This window comes from Vibrio sp. ER1A (assembly GCF_000733315.1).
GTDB lineage: Bacteria > Pseudomonadota > Gammaproteobacteria > Enterobacterales > Vibrionaceae > Vibrio > Vibrio mediterranei.
Window position 1 is genome coordinate 1 of the sequence record NZ_JPJA01000006.1, and the last position, 17,965, is coordinate 17,965.

The 17,965-nt window shown below is 42.2% G+C and carries 24 protein-coding genes and 4 pseudogenes; 15 read left to right on the top strand and 13 right to left on the bottom strand.

Translation table 11 applies throughout. The features are described 5' to 3' along the window. The 3 genes and pseudogenes from HW45_RS01725 to mrdA form a co-directional block, all read left to right on the top strand. Positions 1 to 252: transposase domain-containing protein (locus HW45_RS01725; RefSeq protein WP_038224239.1), on the top strand; the 252-nt coding region annotated here is incomplete at its 5' end. Positions 253 to 266: 14 nt separating this feature from the next. Further along, positions 267 to 553, top strand: a pseudogene (locus tag HW45_RS29810) (Tn3 family transposase); the annotation flags it as partial. Positions 554 to 724: 171 nt separating this feature from the next. Further along, complete coding sequence (gene mrdA / locus HW45_RS01730) at positions 725 to 2,596, top strand: penicillin-binding protein 2 (RefSeq protein ID WP_038224358.1); 1,872 nt, start codon at positions 725 to 727, stop codon at positions 2,594 to 2,596. 148 nt (positions 2,597 to 2,744) lie between these two features. On the opposite strand, the pseudogene HW45_RS01735 reads toward mrdA, so the two are convergent. After that, positions 2,745 to 3,197 (bottom strand): annotated as a pseudogene (locus HW45_RS01735) (type I restriction-modification system subunit M N-terminal domain-containing protein); the annotation flags it as partial. 528 nt (positions 3,198 to 3,725) lie between these two features. On the opposite strand from HW45_RS01735, the gene HW45_RS01740 reads away from it, so the two are divergent. Continuing rightward, positions 3,726 to 4,010 carry a hypothetical protein gene (locus HW45_RS01740; RefSeq protein WP_038224243.1) on the top strand — a complete coding sequence of 95 codons (285 nt, stop codon included), beginning with the start codon at positions 3,726 to 3,728 and terminating at the stop codon, positions 4,008 to 4,010. 887 nt (positions 4,011 to 4,897) lie between these two features. On the opposite strand, the gene HW45_RS28165 is transcribed toward HW45_RS01740, so the two are convergent. Then, positions 4,898 to 5,212, bottom strand: a complete 315-nt coding sequence (locus tag HW45_RS28165) for a hypothetical protein (RefSeq protein WP_051867653.1) — start codon at positions 5,210 to 5,212, stop codon at positions 4,898 to 4,900. Positions 5,213 to 5,526: 314 nt separating this feature from the next. Here HW45_RS28165 and HW45_RS28600 point away from each other — a divergent pair, with 314 nt between their 5' ends. The 4 genes from HW45_RS28600 (at position 5,527) to HW45_RS01760 (ending at position 7,080) form a co-directional block, all read left to right on the top strand. After that, the gene (locus HW45_RS28600) at positions 5,527 to 5,871 is read left to right on the top strand and encodes a DUF805 domain-containing protein (RefSeq protein ID WP_081875734.1); all 345 of its coding nucleotides are present in this window, start codon (positions 5,527 to 5,529) and stop codon (positions 5,869 to 5,871) included. Positions 5,872 to 6,012: 141 nt separating this feature from the next. After that, positions 6,013 to 6,288: an HU family DNA-binding protein gene (locus HW45_RS01750; protein ID WP_038224245.1), complete on the top strand. Its 276-nt coding sequence runs from the start codon at positions 6,013 to 6,015 to the stop codon at positions 6,286 to 6,288. 62 nt (positions 6,289 to 6,350) lie between these two features. Further along, a complete protein-coding gene (locus tag HW45_RS01755; RefSeq protein ID WP_038224247.1) occupies positions 6,351 to 6,788 on the top strand; it encodes a regulatory protein RecX in 438 nt (145 codons plus the stop codon). A 34-nt stretch (positions 6,789 to 6,822) separates the two neighbouring features. After that, positions 6,823 to 7,080, top strand: coding sequence for a helix-turn-helix domain-containing protein (locus HW45_RS01760; RefSeq protein ID WP_038224250.1), 258 nt, complete (start codon positions 6,823 to 6,825; stop codon positions 7,078 to 7,080). A 4-nt stretch (positions 7,081 to 7,084) separates the two neighbouring features. Here the strand turns inward: HW45_RS01760 and HW45_RS01765 are convergent, their stop codons facing one another. Together HW45_RS01765 and HW45_RS30260 are read right to left on the bottom strand one after the other, a co-directional pair. Then, positions 7,085 to 7,264: a hypothetical protein gene (locus tag HW45_RS01765; RefSeq protein WP_038224251.1), complete on the bottom strand. Its 180-nt coding sequence runs from the start codon at positions 7,262 to 7,264 to the stop codon at positions 7,085 to 7,087. Positions 7,265 to 7,589: 325 nt separating this feature from the next. After that, a pseudogene (locus HW45_RS30260) lies at positions 7,590 to 7,787 on the bottom strand (transposase domain-containing protein); the annotation flags it as partial. 226 nt (positions 7,788 to 8,013) lie between these two features. Between HW45_RS30260 and tnpA (HW45_RS01775) the strand changes: the two are divergent. The 3 genes from tnpA (HW45_RS01775) to tnpC all read left to right on the top strand — a co-directional run bounded on the left by tnpA (HW45_RS01775) (position 8,014) and on the right by tnpC (position 10,336). Next, positions 8,014 to 8,355: an IS66 family insertion sequence element accessory protein TnpA gene (gene tnpA, locus HW45_RS01775; RefSeq protein WP_038224254.1), complete on the top strand. Its 342-nt coding sequence runs from the start codon at positions 8,014 to 8,016 to the stop codon at positions 8,353 to 8,355. Continuing rightward, entirely contained in the window at positions 8,352 to 8,699 is a 348-nt protein-coding gene (tnpB, locus tag HW45_RS01780; protein WP_038224256.1) for an IS66 family insertion sequence element accessory protein TnpB, read from the top strand. Before tnpA (HW45_RS01775) ends, tnpB begins: the two co-directional genes overlap by 4 nt. A 125-nt stretch (positions 8,700 to 8,824) precedes the next feature. Continuing rightward, positions 8,825 to 10,336: an IS66 family transposase gene (gene tnpC / locus HW45_RS01785; RefSeq protein ID WP_038224360.1), complete on the top strand. Its 1,512-nt coding sequence runs from the start codon at positions 8,825 to 8,827 to the stop codon at positions 10,334 to 10,336. A gap of 343 nt (positions 10,337 to 10,679) precedes the next feature. Here the strand turns inward: tnpC and HW45_RS30265 are convergent, their stop codons facing one another. From HW45_RS30265 to HW45_RS30270, 3 genes and pseudogenes are all read right to left on the bottom strand, one after another. Next, entirely contained in the window at positions 10,680 to 10,847 is a 168-nt protein-coding gene (locus HW45_RS30265; protein ID WP_443083028.1) for a hypothetical protein, read from the bottom strand. Next, positions 10,796 to 11,026, bottom strand: coding sequence for a hypothetical protein (locus tag HW45_RS29170; protein ID WP_152559588.1), 231 nt, complete (start codon positions 11,024 to 11,026; stop codon positions 10,796 to 10,798). Before HW45_RS29170 ends, HW45_RS30265 begins: the two co-directional genes overlap by 52 nt. After that, positions 10,942 to 11,462, bottom strand: a pseudogene (locus HW45_RS30270) (ISAs1 family transposase). Before HW45_RS30270 ends, HW45_RS29170 begins: the two are co-directional and overlap by 85 nt. Before the next feature lie 221 nt (positions 11,463 to 11,683). On the opposite strand from HW45_RS30270, the gene HW45_RS01795 reads away from it, so the two are divergent. From HW45_RS01795 to HW45_RS29175, 3 genes are all read left to right on the top strand, one after another. Continuing rightward, on the top strand, positions 11,684 to 12,451 hold the full coding sequence (locus HW45_RS01795; RefSeq protein WP_051867657.1) for a hypothetical protein: 768 nt from the start codon (positions 11,684 to 11,686) through the stop codon (positions 12,449 to 12,451). A gap of 169 nt (positions 12,452 to 12,620) precedes the next feature. Next, complete coding sequence (tnpA, locus tag HW45_RS01800; RefSeq protein ID WP_038224258.1) at positions 12,621 to 13,067, top strand: IS200/IS605 family transposase; 447 nt, start codon at positions 12,621 to 12,623, stop codon at positions 13,065 to 13,067. A 224-nt stretch (positions 13,068 to 13,291) separates the two neighbouring features. Continuing rightward, positions 13,292 to 13,489 carry a hypothetical protein gene (locus HW45_RS29175; protein ID WP_152559589.1) on the top strand — a complete coding sequence of 66 codons (198 nt, stop codon included), beginning with the start codon at positions 13,292 to 13,294 and terminating at the stop codon, positions 13,487 to 13,489. Positions 13,490 to 13,651: 162 nt separating this feature from the next. Here the strand turns inward: HW45_RS29175 and HW45_RS01810 are convergent, their stop codons facing one another. The 3 genes from HW45_RS01810 to HW45_RS30275 form a co-directional block, all read right to left on the bottom strand. Next, positions 13,652 to 14,338: a Fic family protein gene (locus tag HW45_RS01810; RefSeq protein WP_235225335.1), complete on the bottom strand. Its 687-nt coding sequence runs from the start codon at positions 14,336 to 14,338 to the stop codon at positions 13,652 to 13,654. 422 nt (positions 14,339 to 14,760) lie between these two features. After that, positions 14,761 to 14,967 carry a hypothetical protein gene (locus tag HW45_RS29180; protein WP_152559590.1) on the bottom strand — a complete coding sequence of 69 codons (207 nt, stop codon included), beginning with the start codon at positions 14,965 to 14,967 and terminating at the stop codon, positions 14,761 to 14,763. A 111-nt stretch (positions 14,968 to 15,078) separates the two neighbouring features. Then, entirely contained in the window at positions 15,079 to 15,219 is a 141-nt protein-coding gene (locus HW45_RS30275; protein WP_443083029.1) for a TOTE conflict system archaeo-eukaryotic primase domain-containing protein, read from the bottom strand. A 221-nt stretch (positions 15,220 to 15,440) separates the two neighbouring features. Here HW45_RS30275 and gspS2 point away from each other — a divergent pair, with 221 nt between their 5' ends. Further along, complete coding sequence (gene gspS2, locus HW45_RS01815) at positions 15,441 to 15,659, top strand: type II secretion system pilot lipoprotein GspS-beta (RefSeq protein ID WP_160171183.1); 219 nt, start codon at positions 15,441 to 15,443, stop codon at positions 15,657 to 15,659. A gap of 80 nt (positions 15,660 to 15,739) precedes the next feature. On the opposite strand, the gene HW45_RS01820 is transcribed toward gspS2, so the two are convergent. The 3 genes from HW45_RS01820 to HW45_RS01830 all read right to left on the bottom strand — a co-directional run bounded on the left by HW45_RS01820 (position 15,740) and on the right by HW45_RS01830 (position 17,899). After that, positions 15,740 to 16,483, bottom strand: coding sequence for an EAL domain-containing protein (locus HW45_RS01820; RefSeq protein ID WP_038224264.1), 744 nt, complete (start codon positions 16,481 to 16,483; stop codon positions 15,740 to 15,742). A gap of 205 nt (positions 16,484 to 16,688) precedes the next feature. Continuing rightward, entirely contained in the window at positions 16,689 to 17,324 is a 636-nt protein-coding gene (locus HW45_RS01825) for a YagK/YfjJ domain-containing protein (RefSeq protein ID WP_038224266.1), read from the bottom strand. 116 nt (positions 17,325 to 17,440) lie between these two features. Then, the gene (locus HW45_RS01830) at positions 17,441 to 17,899 is read right to left on the bottom strand and encodes a ribonuclease HI (RefSeq protein ID WP_038224268.1); all 459 of its coding nucleotides are present in this window, start codon (positions 17,897 to 17,899) and stop codon (positions 17,441 to 17,443) included. Positions 17,900 to 17,965: the final 66 nt, after the last annotated feature.

Below are 17,965 nucleotides of genomic sequence, written 5' to 3' on the forward strand. Positions count from 1 at the left end.
CTACGGGCACCACGCTCACTTTTAGTAAATAACCACGCTTTTCGCTTATGTGGACATCCACATAACAGGAAGAACTGGCTCTTCTCGAACACACCAAATGGTGCTGCGGCGAGCGCAATGCTTTACAGTATCGTCGAGACTGCTAAAGCCAATGGACTTATCCTCTATGACTACATGGTCAAGTGCATGAAAGAGCTAGCAAAAGCAGAACCAGATATCGATGCACTCCTACCTTGGAACTTCAAACATTAGCAAGATCACCCCGTGGGTTGATGGGGCGCATACGCAAGAAATACAGAGAAGGTCAGAAAGATCAGTTAAGTGCGCTCGGGCTAGTCACCAATGCCGTTATCTTATGGAACTCGATTTATTTACAAGAAGCGAGGATCATGTCAGCAAGCACGAAAACGTCAATAATGAAGACATCGCACGTGTATCACCTCTGATGACTCGACATATTAATATGCTGGGTCAGTATTCATTCAACGTTTCACCAAGTATTTTAAAAGGCGAGCGGAGGCCACTTTATCAAAGAGAAGATTGGATTGACTAGCCATTAAAGAGTTGTCCTTTCTCACAGATTACTTTATCGTCTAACTGCTTTAAGAGACGTGCAAGTCAATACCCATTTTGTTTAGCCTACTTTCGTACTAAACGTTAGGTCAATAAGCTAAAGACACTAAAAGAGTAGCCCCAAAGTTTGAAAAAACACAACCTTACGAAAATGCAAGACTATAAGCGCGAAGTAGATTTGTTTCGAAACAGAGCTATCGTCGCATTTATTGGGATTTTGCTTTTAAGCCTCGTCCTAATTGGCAACCTTTATTGGCTCCAAGTAGAAAACTTTAAGAATTATCAAACTCGAGCTGATGGTAACAGGCTTAAGGTTTTACCTATCGCGCCTACTCGTGGATTGATATACGATCGCAATGGTGTATTGCTAGCTGAAAATAAGCTCATCTATGATTTAGTCATGATTCCAGAAAAAGCCGATGACATTAATATTGTGCTCGAAAAACTCAATAAATTCATTCCACTCACGGATGAGCAAATCACTCGCTTCAAAAAACGTTATCACAATACTCGCCATTTCAAACCTGTAACGATACTAGAAAATTTGAATGAAGAAGAAATTGCTAAATTCTCTGTCCATCAGTACAAATTTCCTGGCTTATCTATTCATACTGGCTTTAAGCGTTTCTATCCTTATGGTGAAGTACTGACTCATATATTAGGGTATGTTGCTCATATCAATGATAGAGATTTAAGCAAGCTAAGAGTACAAGGAAAAGAAGCCAACTATCAAGCCACTACTGTCATTGGTAAGCTTGGTGTAGAACGATACTATGAAGATACACTCCACGGTAAACAAGGTTACAAAGAAGTCGAAGTAAATAGTCAAGGAAGAATCGTTAGGACTGTTCAATATGTACCACCTATAGCGGGGAAAGATATTGTTCTAAATATTGATCTTAAACTACAAAAATACGTATTTGAACAACTTAACCATCGAGCAGGTAGTGCCATTATTCTCGATCCCAAAGACAATAGCGTCTTAGCAATGGTATCAACTCCAAGTTACGATCCGAATCTGTTTGTCGATGGAATTTCTTACAAGAAATACCAACAATTATTAAACGACCCAACGCGGCCACTAGTAAATAGAGCTACCTTAGGTGTGTATCCTCCGGGGTCTACCGTCAAACCTTTTATGGCCATTGCGGGTTTACAAGAGCATGTCATTTCGAAAAACACCATTCGTAACAATCACGGGTCATGGAGAATACCGGGTTCTAAACCTAATTCGAAAGCGTGGCGGGACTGGAAACGTTGGGGACATGGTCCCGTAGATGTGACCTTAGCAATTGAAGAATCTGTAAACTCTTTCTTTTACCAAACAGCCTTTGATCTAGGTATCGATCGAATATCATCATGGATGAATCGGTTTGGTTTTGGTCAATCGACAGGAATTGATATCGATGAAGAAACTAGTGCCAACATGCCAACTAGAACATGGAAAATGACTCGTTATCATACGCCTTGGTATCAAGGTGATACTGTACCTGTTGGAATTGGGCAGGGGTATTGGACTTCTACCCCTCTACAACTTGCTAAAGCAACGTCTGTATTAGTTAATCATGGTAAAGTGTTTGCACCTCATATTCTTAGAGGAACACTAGAGCATGAGAAAGACTTTGACACACAGCAGTTAATCGTACCAATGTCGATGCCATCAATTGATGATGTACCTGATGAAATATGGAATATATCACTTAATGCGATGCGTCTCGTGAACCATGGTAGTCGTGGTAGTGGTAGAAAAGCATTTAAGGATGCGGACTATATAAGTGGTGGCAAATCTGGTACAGCGCAAGTCTTTAACCTTGCAAAAGGTGAGTCCTACAACTCTAAAAAGCTAGCCAGAAATCTACTCGACCAAGCTTTATATATTGCCTTTGCTCCTTATAATCATCCGGAGTATGTTGCGGCTGTTGTTATTGAGCATGGTAATGGTGGTTCTAAGGTTGGTGCGCCTTTCATACGTAACGTATTGGACTATGCTTTCCAACTTAAAAAAGTTAGAGGACGTCATTAATCCCTAACTATCAACTAGTGAGATGAGGAGATGTAACTATACCGAACTAAGAGAGTCTTTGGAACTTTCAATCAGTGAATAAATTTAAAAGAAATACAATTAGTTAGCACTTTTAACGTTGTTTTCTGTTCCATTGGTGCTCAAACCCCATTAAGTGTAGCAAATCACTGATCGCTTTGGTGCGCTTACCTGCACTTTCACCGAGCTTGCTTAAACCTGTCTCTAAGGTAGTAAAAATACCTTCAAATAACTTTTTGTAAGTAGGAGAGATCAAACGGCTAAAAGCTGAGAGCGCATCGCGCACGTTAGACTCGTCAAAGTCAGACGTTGGATCAATCCACGTTGAAAACAAATTATCGCAAGCAATAAAGTAGCCCAGATTGTTTTGGATATACTCAACGGTTTCAGTGTCGTTTTCTGCTAGAGCCTTAATGTCTTCAGATGTCATCCCTTCTTTAGTAACAAACTGCACCAGTTGGTCGCTGAGGTATTTGTAGAAGATGAAGCCTAAAATATAGTCTTTGTATTCGTTTGCTTCGATCTTTGAACGCATTTGGTTCGCTGATTCCCAGATTTTGGCCGCTAATTGTTGTTTGTTCATATTCTGCTTGATTCGTTTCTATTATTTACTATTGATCAACTTTGTTAAAATAGTTGGCACAGTTGTTTTTGAAGGTTTGTGTACTGGTCTAATGGAACAGGACACTTTATTCTTTTTACTTCTCTATTTATCTTTCGAGCTCTTCATGTTGAAACGTTAAGAGCTGCTGAATTGAAGCTAGAAGGTCTTTCTTCATACACCAACACTATAAGGTAGACTTAATGATGAGAGAATATGGGAAAATGGGGTGATAGACAATGATGATGGTTGTATCTGTCAGTCACATCTGACCAAATTGACAAATCCGAAACGGAGCAGGAGGGTAACAAGAGGTGTAAAATCCAAATAAAAAAACCGAAAACCGCAACAGATTTAAACGGTTTTCGGAATACTCTCAGAGTCGGTTCAAAGAACCATTATGTAAATGGACAGCACAATCCTGTAAGTCGGATTAGGATTGTCAGAAGCAACATAACGCATTACTGTGCGTTGCAATAGAGAAAATTTTTCACCACTTGGTGAGAGTCTATGAGAACACCTCAATTTGATGACTGGGTTTGTCTTGAAGATGACGCAGGCGATTATGTTATTGACCGCTTTGAGCTTCGCGTAAAAGGCAGAAAGCCGCTTGTATTAAACCACCCCAGTTTTTCCAAACTATTTTATAACGTACAGCAGTATCTGCATATTAACCGAACTCAGGCGAAAGCATTGCTGGCGGTTTCTGTCATGGATACCCCTGACCCTTTTACTGTCAGAGAACATATGGCATTGGTCCACGCACTGACTCAAGCGCCAGATAAGAAACCATAATCTAATGAATTAAAATGATATCGATGCCACTGCCTGAGCAAAAGTTCACCAAAGTAGAGCCGATGATATTTGAATTCTTGTAGGTAGCGCCAGTGTTACTTCCTCTATAGTGAATATCAGGTACCTAGTATAGCGCGAGGTTTGGAGAGTGAAGGGTAGAGTATTCGAGGCTAGGTGATAATTCTATCGTCACACTTAGCAATAGAACGTCAACCATCTAGGCATGATAACATAAGGGGCAATAACAAGGGGATCAAGATGAGACAATACTTATATAGTAAGCTGATGAGGAAACCGGCTTTTGATGTCACGATGAAGAGAATGTGGTCAGCGTGACGCAGTCAATCCTATCGACAGTTTGACCAAACGACTGACAGCTTGACAAACCATCGATACTTGGAGAGATTGACCAGATCACGTTGACCACAAGTACGGAAAAAGGGCATCAATGAAATCATATCCCTGTAATGGGGGATTGTCGCCTCAAAGCCATCCAACCCTATGATACCAGAAGGTGATTCCTTGGAAGCTTAACCAACAGAGGCGACAATCGAAACTATTTTATTCGAGTGTGTCGTAGTGTTAGGAAAAATATGCCTCCGAATGAGTCAGAGGCACAGTTCAATAACACATTGAAATGAATAACAAATTACAATATAAATGACCAAAGGCTTAATGATCGAAAGCAAGTATACACACTCACACAACACATCTGTATAGAAATTTGGTTCACAGAATCACATTACGAGACCTAATACCTAAAACATTAATATACAGACATCTAAAACTCGAAGTGCATCGCCACTATTTAACACTCAACCGATGTGAATTGAGAGTAATACTTTGCTATACCGCGGTATTCGCTTGGGGATCAGTTCAACTACTGATTAAAATAGCGTAAAACCCCAATCCGTATCTTCAATACCTTGATAATAAATGCAGTCATCGCTTAATTCACACTCAAACTGGTCCGCGTATTTCGATATCAGACGATTCACTGTGGCTTCGTTTGAGGTAGGATGAAGGCCTAAACACCACATGCTTCTAATATCATCCTCTGTCGATTTCATATTCCAGACTTTTTCTACATCCTTGAACATATTGTGAATACATTGTGTAGTGTTGAGGTTTTGTTTTAGCTCCAAGGCGATATATCGGTCTTTTGCTGTTCGTTTACGGCGAAAAGCAAAATCAATGGCCATCTTTTGACGCGTCGCTGTGTGGCGTTGGTCTATTATGTACGGACACTCCCGATACCAGTCACCAATACCGTTGTAATTGTTGATAAAACAAGCAAATTCAACTTGAAGTCAAATCTCCCAACCTGTGATGTTGTACTTAGAGATGAGTTGTAAACGATGTTTTATCGCAGGTTGTTTAAAAATCTTGAATCAAGGTCTGGGTAACTTGAAAATCCGGGTCCATTGTCGCTATGATTATCTTATTAGATGTCACTATGAGTCACGTTTTATATCTGACGTAAGAATCATACAAACTATGGAAGTGATGATGTGATATGTTTCGTTATTGGGATGTGTTAATCACTAGTGTTCGGTTTTCTGGGCGAATGAGATGCAAAAGCTACGGTTTGTTTTTGGTGGTACTGTTTATACTGGTTTGTGACGTGCTGTGGGGGATGAGTGATGGACATGTGGTGCGATGGTATGTCTTGGTCACACTCCCTGTGCTCTTCTCATCGTCATGCCGTCGTCTTCATGATGCAGGTTATTCTGGTTGGAGGATGTGGATTGGTGTCATTCCAGTGGTGGGCATGATAGGACTCATCTATAGTTTGTTTAAAAAGGGACAGCCGTATCATAATCGCTTTGAACCTAATCCTAGAGAATGGGAAGACCGCTGATGTCGGTTTTTGACGAGATGGTGACACGGACTGAGAACGTTAGGTAAAACATATATAGAACTCATCCACTTCAGGAGAGGGGGAAGAGTTTGATAAACCAATTAGGTTTTAAATCTTCTAAACAGCGAGAGGGGAACGATAATGAATAAAACTCAATTGACGGATGTTATCTCAGAGAGAGCAAACATTTCTATAACTCAAGCTCACGATGCCCTTGACGCGATAACGCAGGCTATTGAGCAAGCCCTTGCACAAGGTGATGACGTGGCATTGGTTGGTTTTGGGACGTTTAAAGTGACGGAGCGTGCAGCGCGAACAGGACGTAACCCTAAGACGGGAGACCCTATTCATATTGCCGCCAGCAAGTCTCCGGCTTTTAAAGCCGGAAAAGCGCTCAAAGAGAGTGTTAATTCATAATATCCAGTTCGTCATGTGGGAGGTGTTTGCCTTCTGCATGGTGTCCTCCTTCGGAAACCATGATGACTAATATTGAACTGTATGACTTTGCCATCGCCTTGCTTGCGAAACGGGATTATTCTTCTGGTGAGCTAAGACGGCGTTTACAATGTGAAGTCACTAATGAAGAGAGTGTAGATCTCGTGATGGAACGATTGCAGTCACATCACTACGTTGATGACTGCCGTTTGATTGAACGAGAGCTTAATAAGCAGGTCAATAAAGGGCATGGGCCTAGTCGGATAAAACAAGAATTGAGACAAAAAGGACTGGATGCCTCTTTAGTCGAACAAGCTATTGAAGAGTTAGATGTCGATTGGTTTGAGTTGTGTCAGAAGGTAAAAGAGAAAAAGTTTGCCGATGATGTCCCTCAGGATGCAAAAGAAAAGGCCAAGATCATACGATATTTACAGTACCGAGGTCATGCCATGAATGTGATTATGGAGGCGCTGCGTCCATAATGGCGTACTTTTTTATCTCACCGTTGGTTAACTTATGAAACCCACTCCCATTAATAAAGAAGCCCTGACACATCATCTGCGCTTGTTATTACAACCTTATTGGAATGACAAAAAGGCCACGCCTGACTTGAGTTGGGTTTGGCCTGACGTTGAGCGCATCTTGATAGAAGCGTTGCTGATTGACACTTATGGTAATCAGTCCCAGGTAGCTCGGCTTACTGGATTAAATCGCGCAACAGTGAGAAAACTGGCAAAGCCATCTCGCCAGAAAAATCCGAGTCCCGAAAACTAAACGGTTACGTTGTAGAGTGCGTCTTTTGCTCACCACTATCTGAATGTTCATTAGATGGTGATAGGCCATGCAAAAATAGCTGCTGATAACGTTGTAAGTTGCCCAGTCGGTAGCGTTTGATTTGTTGTTGGTACTCTCTACTCATCGTCATGTAGAAATCAGGAAAAGTGGGTGACCACTGCATCGGGTCGAGCCGCTCTTTCAAACTTACCCACTGCTGCCCCTGTTTAAATTTAAGCTCGGGTTTAGGACATAATGACCTCGCTTGATACGATAGAAGAGTTTTTTGTTACGGCCACCTTCTTTTGTGCATTCATTGGCCGAAAGATAGCGACTGATATAAGCCTGTTTTTTCTTCATGGGTGGAAGGACGCTATCTGTTAAGGTATCTAAGAGAAGCGTTAAGTGTAAGCGTCTTTAAATCGACTCATTGACTTCCAAGCATCAACACAGATACCGCCAACTAAAGCGGTATCTGTTATTCGAGCAGTATTTTGCAACGAGGAGGGTTATTCGGTTTTTGGCATGTTCCAGGGAAGAAGGTGACTATGATCATCTCCGTATTTCACTTTGGGGATTTCCCGTAGAACATACTCTAGATACTCATGGGGTTCACAGTCGTTCGCTTTTGCGTTTTCAATGACACTGTACAAAACCGCACTTGCACGGGCTCCATTGTGAGTGTTGGAGAACATCCAGTTATTTCGCTTATGTGGATGTCCACATAAACGGAAGGCGTGGTTATTTACTAAAAGTGAGCATGCTGCCCGTAGCAGTTGCATCTTATATAGCTTAGTTGAGATGGCTAAAGCGAATGGCTTAGTACCGGCAGAGTAGGAAAGAAACATTGTAAGCTGGCGGTAAACCCCATCTAATAATCCCACTCCAAATTCGATATGGTCATGGCTTCCAATGTCTTAAAAGGGATCAGCAATGCCAAGACCTATCCGTACCAGAACTGATGAAGAGTGGGCGACAATGATTCGAACTCAGCGTGAAAGCGGCTTGTCCGTCGCTAAGTTTTGTCGTCAGAACAACATTAACCAACAAGCATTCTATCGACATCGTAATCGCATTGAACTGAAAACCTTACAAGAAGACGTCGAAGAATTTGTTAAGGTCAATGCAAGTCAGGAAGTATCACATGATGTCCCACCCCCCCTTGTCGATAGACCGTCATCTATTTCTTTGACGATTGGCCACATCAGCATCAGTCTTTGTGACCGAACTTCACCTCTATGGGTTGCGCAGCTTATTCGAGAGGTGAATGCGTGAAGGCCTTCTCTGAATTTGACCAACTTTTCCTCTACCCAGTACCTGTCGATTTTCGTAAATCTATCGATGGCTTAGCCTATCTGGTCGAGCAAACCATGACGCTTGACCCATTCCAGTCTGCGCTTTTCGTCTTCTGCAATAAGTCGAAGGACAAAGTGAAAGCGTTGTACTGGGATAGAACTGGCTTCGCATTATGGTATAAACGCTTAGACCGTGACCGATTCCGTTGGCCGACAAAAGGCACGAAAACATTGACGTTAGCTCCACATGAATTGGACGCATTACTCGCAGGATTTTCTTTATCTGGTCACCGAGCCGTACTCGTTGAAAGCCTTATAGAATAAGGAGAAAAACCCAACAGAACCAACCAGTTAACGGTTAATTTCATGGTATAATCAATACCATGAAAACGATGAATAACCCTCACACTGAACAGTTAACATCTCAGCATACTCTTCACGATCTTGAGATGATGAATGCTGCGCTTGTCTCAGAGCGAGATGAAGTGGCTGCTGAACGAGATGAATTTAAACATCGTTACTACCAAGTGCTTGAAGAGCTACGTTTAGCTCGACATCACCGTTTTGGCGCAAGCTCTGAGGTCGATACTGGTCAAGGTGAGCTTTTTAATATTGAAGACGAGCCCATTGAAGCTGAGTCAACCACTGAACCTTCATCAGAAACAGGCAAAACCCGTCGTAAGCCCAAACGGCAACCCTTATCTAAAGACTTACCCAGAGTCGTGATTCACCATGAGCCAGAGGAAACACATTGTCCGGATTGTGGTGATGAGCTTCATACCATTGGGGAAGACATCTCTGAGAAGTTGATTTTTATCCCTGCCAAGGTGGAAGTTGAGCAACACGTTCGACCTAGGTGTGTCTGCCGTCATTGTGAGCAACAAGGTGAGCCAACTGTTGTTCATCAAGCTTCTATGCCGGCAACGGTCTTCCCTAAAAGCTTTGCAACACCGAGTCTCGTTGCCCAGATCATCGCCATGAAATTCCAATATGGTTTGCCGTTAACTCGCATTGCGTCGCTATTTGGGGACTGGGGTATTGATATCAGTCGTCGAACGCTGGCTGATTGGGGCGTTCAGGGCTCGGAGATTTTAGAGTGTGTTTGGACACACCTTCGAAGTCATCTGCTTAAAGAAAGTGCTCTCAATGCAGACGAAACGCCCGTCAAAGTCGTGGGTAGTGACAGGAGCAAAACTTACATGTGGGTGTATTGCTCTGGCACTGATGGTCCAGAGTCTCCACTCTATAATGAAAACACTCACAACATTGTGTTGTACGACCATCAAATGTGCCGCTCTGGTCATCATGCATCCAACTTCCTTGATGGATATAAGGGTTATCTGCATGTTGATGGCTACAAAGGTTATCAAGATACCGATGCCATTCTCGTGGGTTGCTGGGCTCACGCACGCCGTAAATTTATCGATGCCCAGAAAGTGCAAGGTAATGACGAGGGTGGCGTTCGTGTTGCGTTAACTCACATCAAAAAACTCTATCGCACAGAAGCTTTGCTCAAAGAGCGTAATAGCTCCGCGACAGAGCGATACAATGAACGTCAAACTAGCTCAAAAGCGGAACTGAAGAAGTTTAAAAAGTGGTTGGATAAGACGGTACTTCGTATTCCAAAACAAAGTGCTTTAGGGAAGGCGGTCCATTACACATTGGGGCAGTGGGACAAACTGATGCGCTATATTGACGATGGCCGACTTAGCATCGATAACAACAGAGGCGAGCGAGCTATCCGTCCGTTTGTGGTTGGACGCAAGGCGTGGTTATTTACCAAAAGTGAGCGTGGTGCCCGTAGTAGTTGCATCTTGTATAGCTTAGTTGAGACAGCCAAAGCGAATGGCTTAGTACCGGCAGAGTATCTAACCCATTGCTTTGAGCGACTGGCGGTCGAACCAGATAACTTAGAAGCCCTGATGCCATGGAACATCAAAGGGTTAAAACCCATTAAGTAAGAAAGAAACGGAAGGCTAATCACCTTCCGTTTTTTATTGCAATAGGGTGTTTACCGCCAGCTTACGATAGACGGCAATATTATGAATACAGAGGATTCTTAACACGTCTGGTACGCATTGAATAGGCAATTCTGCTTCATAACCGTAAGGTAATCTCTTTAATGTGTGGGCGTACTTTGTGCGAAGGAATAGGACAAGAGATTCGACTTCAAGCGTTGTTAGAAATAGAAGTGCACCGATAGCAATCCATTCTCAAAGCAAAATGCCGTATCACCCCTACATTTTCCGCACCGTCACCAACTCTGATGCGTGAGTCATCTTCTTTAAAAGTGACATCAAGCACTCAATGCACCTTATTCTCAACTTCCCAGTGTCCTCGGATTGCTTCTGCTAGCTCTTTAGGCGATGCGGCTAGAGAGCTGATGTAATACTGAGTCTCTGTTTGAACCTTACCAGTTGTCAGAAAGTGCCTTTCTCTCTCACCTTTACGATAGATTGAATACCTTTCCATCTGTCCGCTTCCCTAATCCATTCATTCACTCTCAGCGCGCTACAACGGCGTACTTCAACACGACTGTGGCCTTTATCAACTTCTTCGTCGATTTTTAAATGTTCTGGGGTATCACGTTCAACTTTGTAAAAGTAAGTGCGATTTCCTCCCGAAGCGTTTTCTGATTGTCTTTTACGCACATGACGTAGTCACCTTTTTTATCGATGATACGCTCTGCAATTTTTCTCTGCGTATTCATCGCATCTACGGTGACCGTCGCGCCTTTGACATTCAAAACATTTAATACTTCAAGCACACTAGCATTTTCATTTTGTCCGTTGAGGATTTCAGTTGAGCCAAGACTAATCCCTCAGATTTACTCCACGCTGTAATACTGTGTAGAGCACTATGTTGCTCTGTATCTCGACTTCCTATCAACGTTTTGCCATCGATAGCTATTTGCTCTTTACTTGTCTGACGTCTTTCTTCATTCACCCAGTTTATAAAGGCTTGATTTAATTGAGTTGGTTCTATTGCTCTAATGATTCGAGCAAGTGTATCGTCAACAGGGATACCATGCTCAAAGTCTCTATATTGCTTTAACCAACCGAGCTTATTGCATCCAAAGTCTACAATGTCGCTCTATCCTTCAGCTCCTGATACCACGCCAGCGATGGTCAGAAACAGCATATCTTAAGGTTAATTGGCTTTCTTGGGGGCTTCAATGTGGCTAAAGTGGTCTACAAAACTCATTTCGATTCCTTATTTTTGTGTGATATCGATCTGATAAATATTATGCACGTGGCTTTGCAGAGGTAGAATTTACACCGCAAAACGATAAAGATGGAAATAGTATTTTGAATACTCGCCATGTTTATGCTGCTTTTGGTGATGAAAATAACGAACTTCGTTATGGTAAAACGGATGGTTCATTAGGGTTAATTACCGATTTCACTGACATTTTTTATTCATACGGTGGTGAGGCACAAGCGAAATTAAAAACTGCGGATCGTGCGGCAAACCAATTGCTTTATGTTGGCACATTTGGTGCTTTAACAGTTAAAGCAAATGCAAACGGTGGCGGTCAGGACTACAAATATGAAAAAGGCGGTCAAAAAGTTGGCGGTCAAATCCGTTATGGTTTAGGGCTTGCAGCCAAGTATGATATTGGTTCAGGTTTTGCGGTTGGTGCAAGTGCTGCATATGAAGACATTAATAAGGGTACGGTGTTGGCAGCAACTAACCTGAAAGGCAATGCGTCTGAATACGTTGGCGGTTTAAGCTACACCAATGGTGCACTTTATCTTGGTACGGGTATTAACTATACCGAAGTAGTTGCAAAAGACATTATTAATGTAGGTGACGTTAAAGCGAGTTCGACAGGTTGGGAACTGGTTGGTAAATATCAATTTACAGATAAATGGCAAGGTATTGCGGGATATTCCGATACGTCATTTGATAGCACACCATCGACCGACGTAGACAATGATAGCTTTGTATCAGCGGAGTTGTCGTATGAATTTGCACCATCAATGGTGACTTATGCTGGTATCGAATACGGTTTGTCAGGCGAGAAACATGATGACAGCCTAGCGGGCCGCGTTGGTGCGAAAGTCACGTTCTAAGCGTCTAAGCAATGCTAATAATAAAAACCTCCCAATTGGAGGTTTTTTTGTTTTCTAACCCTAAACCACCTTCTAGGAAGGTGGTGATCGTCCATTAGGGCTTTGCCCGAAGGACGCTCATGTTCAAGATATCCAAGTTTGTAACCAGCAAATCAAGGAGAAAAAGAACATGAGCAGATATGAATCCGCTTCCCACGTATATTACAGGTGTCAGTACCACATAGTTTGGACACCGAAGTACCGACTCAAAATACTTAAGGGTAACTTGGGCAAAGAGCTGTACCGAAGTATCTACATCTACAGCAACATGAAGAACTGCAAGGTTGTAGAGTTGAACGTGCAAGTAGATCACGTCCATTTAGTCGTGAGAATGCCCCCAAGTTTGAGCATTTCAAAGTATATGGGATTTGTAAAAGGACGGACAGCGATAAGGTTGTTCAACAAATTTCCGTATCTAAGAAAGCAGAAGTTATGGGGCAATAAGTTTTGGCAGCGTGGTTATTTTGTTGATTCGGTAGGAATAAACGAGGAAATAATCCGAAGATATGTCAGGCATCAAGATCGTGTTGGAAAGGAAGAAGAAGAGCGTCAGATGCATCTGGGGTTGAGTAACTAAAAGTTAGCCCCCTTTTAGGGGGCCATTCAAAGCCACCTGCTCAGCAGGTGGATTATTTACTCATAGACAGGTAGGAAAGATGGATTTACAGAAGCTTGCTGATGATAATGATTCTGTTGCATTGTTGCATTGTTGCATTGTTGCATTGTTGCATTGTTGCATTGTTGCATTGTTGCATTGTTGCATTGTTGCAAACACATGGTCGGTACAATTTCGGCCAACTTTTGGCGGTTACTCAGCAATATGCCAAACTGAAAGGCTACACCGAAACAGCCAGTGATAAAGCCGTTGCCACTAGTAAGGTGTTACGGTGGCTTGATTCTCGAATGAGTATTACTGGTGCGGCTATTGAATGGTTTGAATCAACCTATCAATCATGCCAAGATCCTAATGAAAAACTCAATATCATTGTCGGTTCATAGCCACCATAGTCAGAAATATCTATGCTCATCACATCGAAGTAGGAGCTCTATTAACCCTTAAATAACAAAAGGTTAAACTAAGAGCCAAGTAATAAACGATCTGACGGGAGACGGGACGAGTTTTTGAAAACTATTGTTGTACGACTAAGATTTAAAACTCACTTAAAAGTTTTTCATGAGTTTTTTATCGATGCAACTACGTAAAAACTGATTCATGGGCTGCATGTCACCCGTTGAGTAAAAATCCAACATCAAAGTATTGAACTCTTGTTGTCTCTTTGCAGGTACGTTAATGATCGGATAACCCTTACTCAACAAAATACCATTCATCATAAAGCGACCCGTTCGCTTGTTTACATCCCAGAAAAACTGGTTTCTAGCCATTTGTAAGAAAGCAGTAATTGCTCGATCATAGATGTCACTCTGCTCACAAATGATGGCTTCCATTTCTATCCACTTTCGATCTAGCACATCTGGAGCTGGTGGCTCATACTCAGAACCAGTAATGCTTATATAGCCAGTTCGAAATTTGCCCCACTCTAGTGCTTCCTCTTCTGCTGCAATAGCGTGAAGGGCTAGAGCAATTTCTTTGGTGAAAGAGAAATGACCAGTACCAACTAACTCAAAAATGTACAACCATGTTTTTGCTTGATTTTGTGCCATGTTTTGATCGCTGATCCTGTGTCCACCTACTGTTATCCCATCTAGAATGGTCTGTACTTCAGGTAAAGTCATGGTAACGCCTTCTAAATTGACTGCGTTATAGACCAGTAAAGGTATATCACGTTTAGCGAGTTGTTTTGCTAGAGGAACGTTGGGCTCCATGCCCCATTTGGTATCTTTACACATAGTAGTTTTATCTGCTTTTATTCGAATATGCTAATTATACATTGATTACCACAATTTGGTTAACCAGAGCGAAGAATGTAAAGGTAAACAAAGGATTAAACGTATATAGAAATAAAGCCACACACTCTTGTGCTCGCTTATTGAATTAGGAGTAATGCTGACGTCTAGCATGAGTGATTTACTTGCCGTTGTTCTTTGGGATTTATTATGCGAATAGCATAGTTTGATATTGTTCGGTTCACCAAAATCTAAGTTAATCGACCAAATTTCTTCGGTAGTAGGCACGTTGGCTGACTGGGTGAGCAGGTAACTTCCAACCATTGAGCAGAATACATAGCATCGGATATACAGCCAAAATATTGATTGAGTTGTAACTTTAACCATTCAGGCTCTAACCTACTATCAATAGGGAGTTGGTGCACCTACCGTCTATCTGGGCCCTCATCATGTAATTTCTCAAACTGCTCTAGGTGAGGAGAAATTGCATCAAGAAAACGATTCTTGACTTTATCCGGTAAGTAATGAATCAATACATTAGAAGAAAGGTAAGCAACAAGGCCAGTATGAGGAAAATGTTCCAAATAGTCAGCTCGATAACGTACCGTATGAGATGGACCTTTTGTCAGCACCTTTATCCTCAAGAGTTCTTTAAGACGTCCATTTTTTAAGATTCGTCTCACTGAGTGATAACATTGCTAATGTGCCACGAGCAACAACAGTATCCGCTAAATCTTGATAGTTTAATGGTTCGGATGGATGTATAGATTTGCCACATGCACTTGATGCCACTCATTTTCACAGGCGATCGTATAACCACTTCTGCCTTGTTGATTCTGCCACCTATGCGCATAGCATTGAGTATTGCCTCTAAGTTCATCCATGTCTAGTCCTGATAATTATATCACTTTCGTGCAGTCTTCATACCAAAGAAAAGGAAGAAACGATTCTTTGGGGTTGTTAGAAAATATGGGTTCTCTCTGTGATGTTAACGGGTTGCTCAAATCGACCAGAGTATGCGATGGCTTCCCAAATTACGAGTAATCGAGTCAGTGAATTTAAAAACGATAGGGTCAACAGGGCGTAGCGTTCTCCTATCATTTCTGTGAAGTCTGTCAGGAATACGATTTATCTTTCTATCATGATCCCTGATATCAATCGAGCGCAATTAAGAATGTTACCGGAACATATTGCTCAGCACTATTGTGGGGATAAAGACACTCGCCGTTTGCTTGACGCGAATGTCGATTATCAAATCACAGTATTTGATGCTCAACAGAAGAAATTAGAGTCTTTTCATATCAGTGAAGAGCAGTGCACTTAGCATGGTTTGCCTTCAGGTCTAAATGCGTTTTAGTAAAGGCTTGTTTAGCATCCAATGGTTGATTATCTATTTGGCTCACGTTACGTTTGCTTGTTTAGGCTCCATTCTCCCTCATTAAAATCGTTGAAAAAATACCCTTGTGTCATGACGTTTAACGATTGGGTCAAGACAAAATCCGAATATGTTTCGCATCCTTCAATGACGACGTTAACGGTGTGGTTTTTTATGAGATAAACGAGATCTTGTAGTAGATTTGGCTTTGATAGTAAAGAGCGGAAAATATCCTTGTCTATTTTCACGATATCAAATGGCACATTGAGTACCTGGTCTAAGTTGGCTTTTGCCGCGCCGAAGTCATCAAGGGCAACAGAGATGCCCATGGATGAGGTGGTTGATACAAGCTGCGAGAAGGCGTGGTGATTCGGTGGCAGCGAGTCTTCCGTGACTTCAAGACATACAGGGAAAGGTGAAGCAATAATCTGAAGTGCTTTTATATACGCCTCGTCAGATAAGTGATCGGCTCTAATATTGATGAACAAACGGGGTGTCGTCGTTTGGTGATGACGAACCAAAATATGGTGAGCGATGGTCGTCAGTTGTTTGGTCAGTTTTTTATGCGCGCTGTCAGAAAGTGCTCTCCAAAATCGAGCGGATGATTCGATATGGTGATGGCATCGAATTTGAGATAACAGCTCGAAAGCGATGAAGCGGTGATATTGATGACAATAAATGGGTTCTAATTTTACGGTTAAACTCCTCCTTCCATAAGCCAGAGTACTTGTAATGATGTCAGTATGACGTTGAGTGTATTGAGGTTCAGACATGGCATTTATCATATAGCTCAGAAACATTAGATTATATTTAACCGTAGTGCTTAATATTCGGGATTGAAAGTGAATTGGCGTTATGATGGCTTTGGTTTGTCAAATAAATGCTTGTTGTCGCTTTCTGCATTAGGTGTTGGCCGTGTATTCATACCAACCGATCTAAATGGCGCTCTCGTAAGACGTAGAGCCATGGCTCAATGGTTCAGGAATGGTGTGTCGTTTGTGGCATATAAAGACCCCGTCCGAGTATATCGCTTGCAGTCAACGGTTGGTCTAGCATCAAATGGTTGATTATCTGTTTATAAACATGGCTTAGCTGTTTCTGCACTAATAGAAAATCGTGCTGTTGACTAATCGATACCGCCTCATCTTTGTATGTAGAAACAAGATCAGAGGCGTGGTAAGTGTCGTGAGAAGGTAAAAGACCTAAGGCTGACCGCCAACTTTCTTGTATGCGTGTTGCGAAACAAGAATAACTGTCTGGATGAGATTGCATCCATGTCTGATTGAGAAATAAACATAACTCGTACCTAGTGGGTCTGACGGTACGGTTAACGTCCCACACACCAGCGATTTGTCCTTTTTCATGATATCCCCCAGCAGAATCGTTAATACGCTGTTGTAGCGAGGCCATGACACGGTGTAGGTGAGACTCTCCGGTGTTTTCATTGCAGTATACGTTCAGTCCCATGGGTACGATTAATGAAACTGGCAGGATTACCAGTTGTTGGTAGCGTCCCATTGCATCGTTGAGTACCGATTGAATCGTCAACAAAGTGTGTTGAATATCCGGTGTAGGAGGAAGATGGGATAGAGTAGGGTAGCGATATCGGCTCATGTAGATAGGCTCCATGTTGTGTGTTGAACATAAACGTGGGCGGTTTGTTTTCGATAATGATGTGAGTGAATAGACAAGGAGGGACTCTCCTTGTCTCATTTCAAAGAGGGGGAATGTCAGCGTATCGCGGCTTGTGTCGCGAGTGCATCCGCTTTTTCGTTACCGTCTATGCCAGCATGCGCTTTCACTTTGACTACCTGTATAAACCTCATTGCTCGTAATGTGTCGATTTGTTGCCACAGTTCACGATTGGCGATAGGTTTGTTATTGGCTTTACGCCATCCTCTGGCTTTCCAGTTGTCTAACCATTCATTGTAACCTTTTACGCAATATTCACTGTCTGAATAGACCGTGTCGCCGTCATTGGCGTACTCTAATCCTTCCACCAGCGCCATCAGTTCTAGCTCTGCGTTATCAGTGGCACGATGGATGGTGATGGATTCAGTATGAATCAATTGCTGCTCGGAATTGTAAATCGCTATGCCGATGCCGCCTTTTAGACAGCCGTGTTGATTATTGGGCGCTGCTCCATCAATGTAGATAGCGCATGGGGTAACGGAATGTAAATAAGTCATGATAATGGTGTCCTTGAGTGAGTATTGTGATTAAAAGACGTATGGTGATGCAGTACAAAGCACTTA

Bases quoted from the DNA above. Each gene is read 5' to 3' on its own strand.
- mrdA (WP_038224358.1), top strand. From the start codon at position 725: ATGCAAGACTATAAGCGCGAAGTAGATTTGTTTCGAAACAGAGCTATC.
- HW45_RS01740 (WP_038224243.1), top strand. From the start codon at position 3,726: ATGAGAACACCTCAATTTGATGACTGGGTTTGTCTTGAAGATGACGCA.
- HW45_RS28165 (WP_051867653.1), bottom strand. From the start codon at position 5,212: ATGGCCATTGATTTTGCTTTTCGCCGTAAACGAACAGCAAAAGACCGA.
- HW45_RS28600 (WP_081875734.1), top strand. From the start codon at position 5,527: ATGTTTCGTTATTGGGATGTGTTAATCACTAGTGTTCGGTTTTCTGGG.
- HW45_RS01750 (WP_038224245.1), top strand. From the start codon at position 6,013: ATGAATAAAACTCAATTGACGGATGTTATCTCAGAGAGAGCAAACATT.
- HW45_RS01755 (WP_038224247.1), top strand. From the start codon at position 6,351: ATGACTAATATTGAACTGTATGACTTTGCCATCGCCTTGCTTGCGAAA.
- HW45_RS01760 (WP_038224250.1), top strand. From the start codon at position 6,823: ATGAAACCCACTCCCATTAATAAAGAAGCCCTGACACATCATCTGCGC.
- HW45_RS01765 (WP_038224251.1), bottom strand. From the start codon at position 7,264: ATGCAGTGGTCACCCACTTTTCCTGATTTCTACATGACGATGAGTAGA.
- tnpA (WP_038224254.1), top strand. From the start codon at position 8,014: ATGCCAAGACCTATCCGTACCAGAACTGATGAAGAGTGGGCGACAATG.
- tnpC (WP_038224360.1), top strand. From the start codon at position 8,825: ATGATGAATGCTGCGCTTGTCTCAGAGCGAGATGAAGTGGCTGCTGAA.
- HW45_RS30265 (WP_443083028.1), bottom strand. From the start codon at position 10,847: ATGGAAAGGTATTCAATCTATCGTAAAGGTGAGAGAGAAAGGCACTTT.
- tnpA (WP_038224258.1), top strand. From the start codon at position 12,621: ATGAGCAGATATGAATCCGCTTCCCACGTATATTACAGGTGTCAGTAC.
- HW45_RS01810 (WP_235225335.1), bottom strand. From the start codon at position 14,338: ATGTGTAAAGATACCAAATGGGGCATGGAGCCCAACGTTCCTCTAGCA.
- HW45_RS30275 (WP_443083029.1), bottom strand. From the start codon at position 15,219: ATGGATGAACTTAGAGGCAATACTCAATGCTATGCGCATAGGTGGCAG.
- HW45_RS01820 (WP_038224264.1), bottom strand. From the start codon at position 16,483: ATGTCTGAACCTCAATACACTCAACGTCATACTGACATCATTACAAGT.
- HW45_RS01825 (WP_038224266.1), bottom strand. From the start codon at position 17,324: ATGAGCCGATATCGCTACCCTACTCTATCCCATCTTCCTCCTACACCG.
- HW45_RS01830 (WP_038224268.1), bottom strand. From the start codon at position 17,899: ATGACTTATTTACATTCCGTTACCCCATGCGCTATCTACATTGATGGA.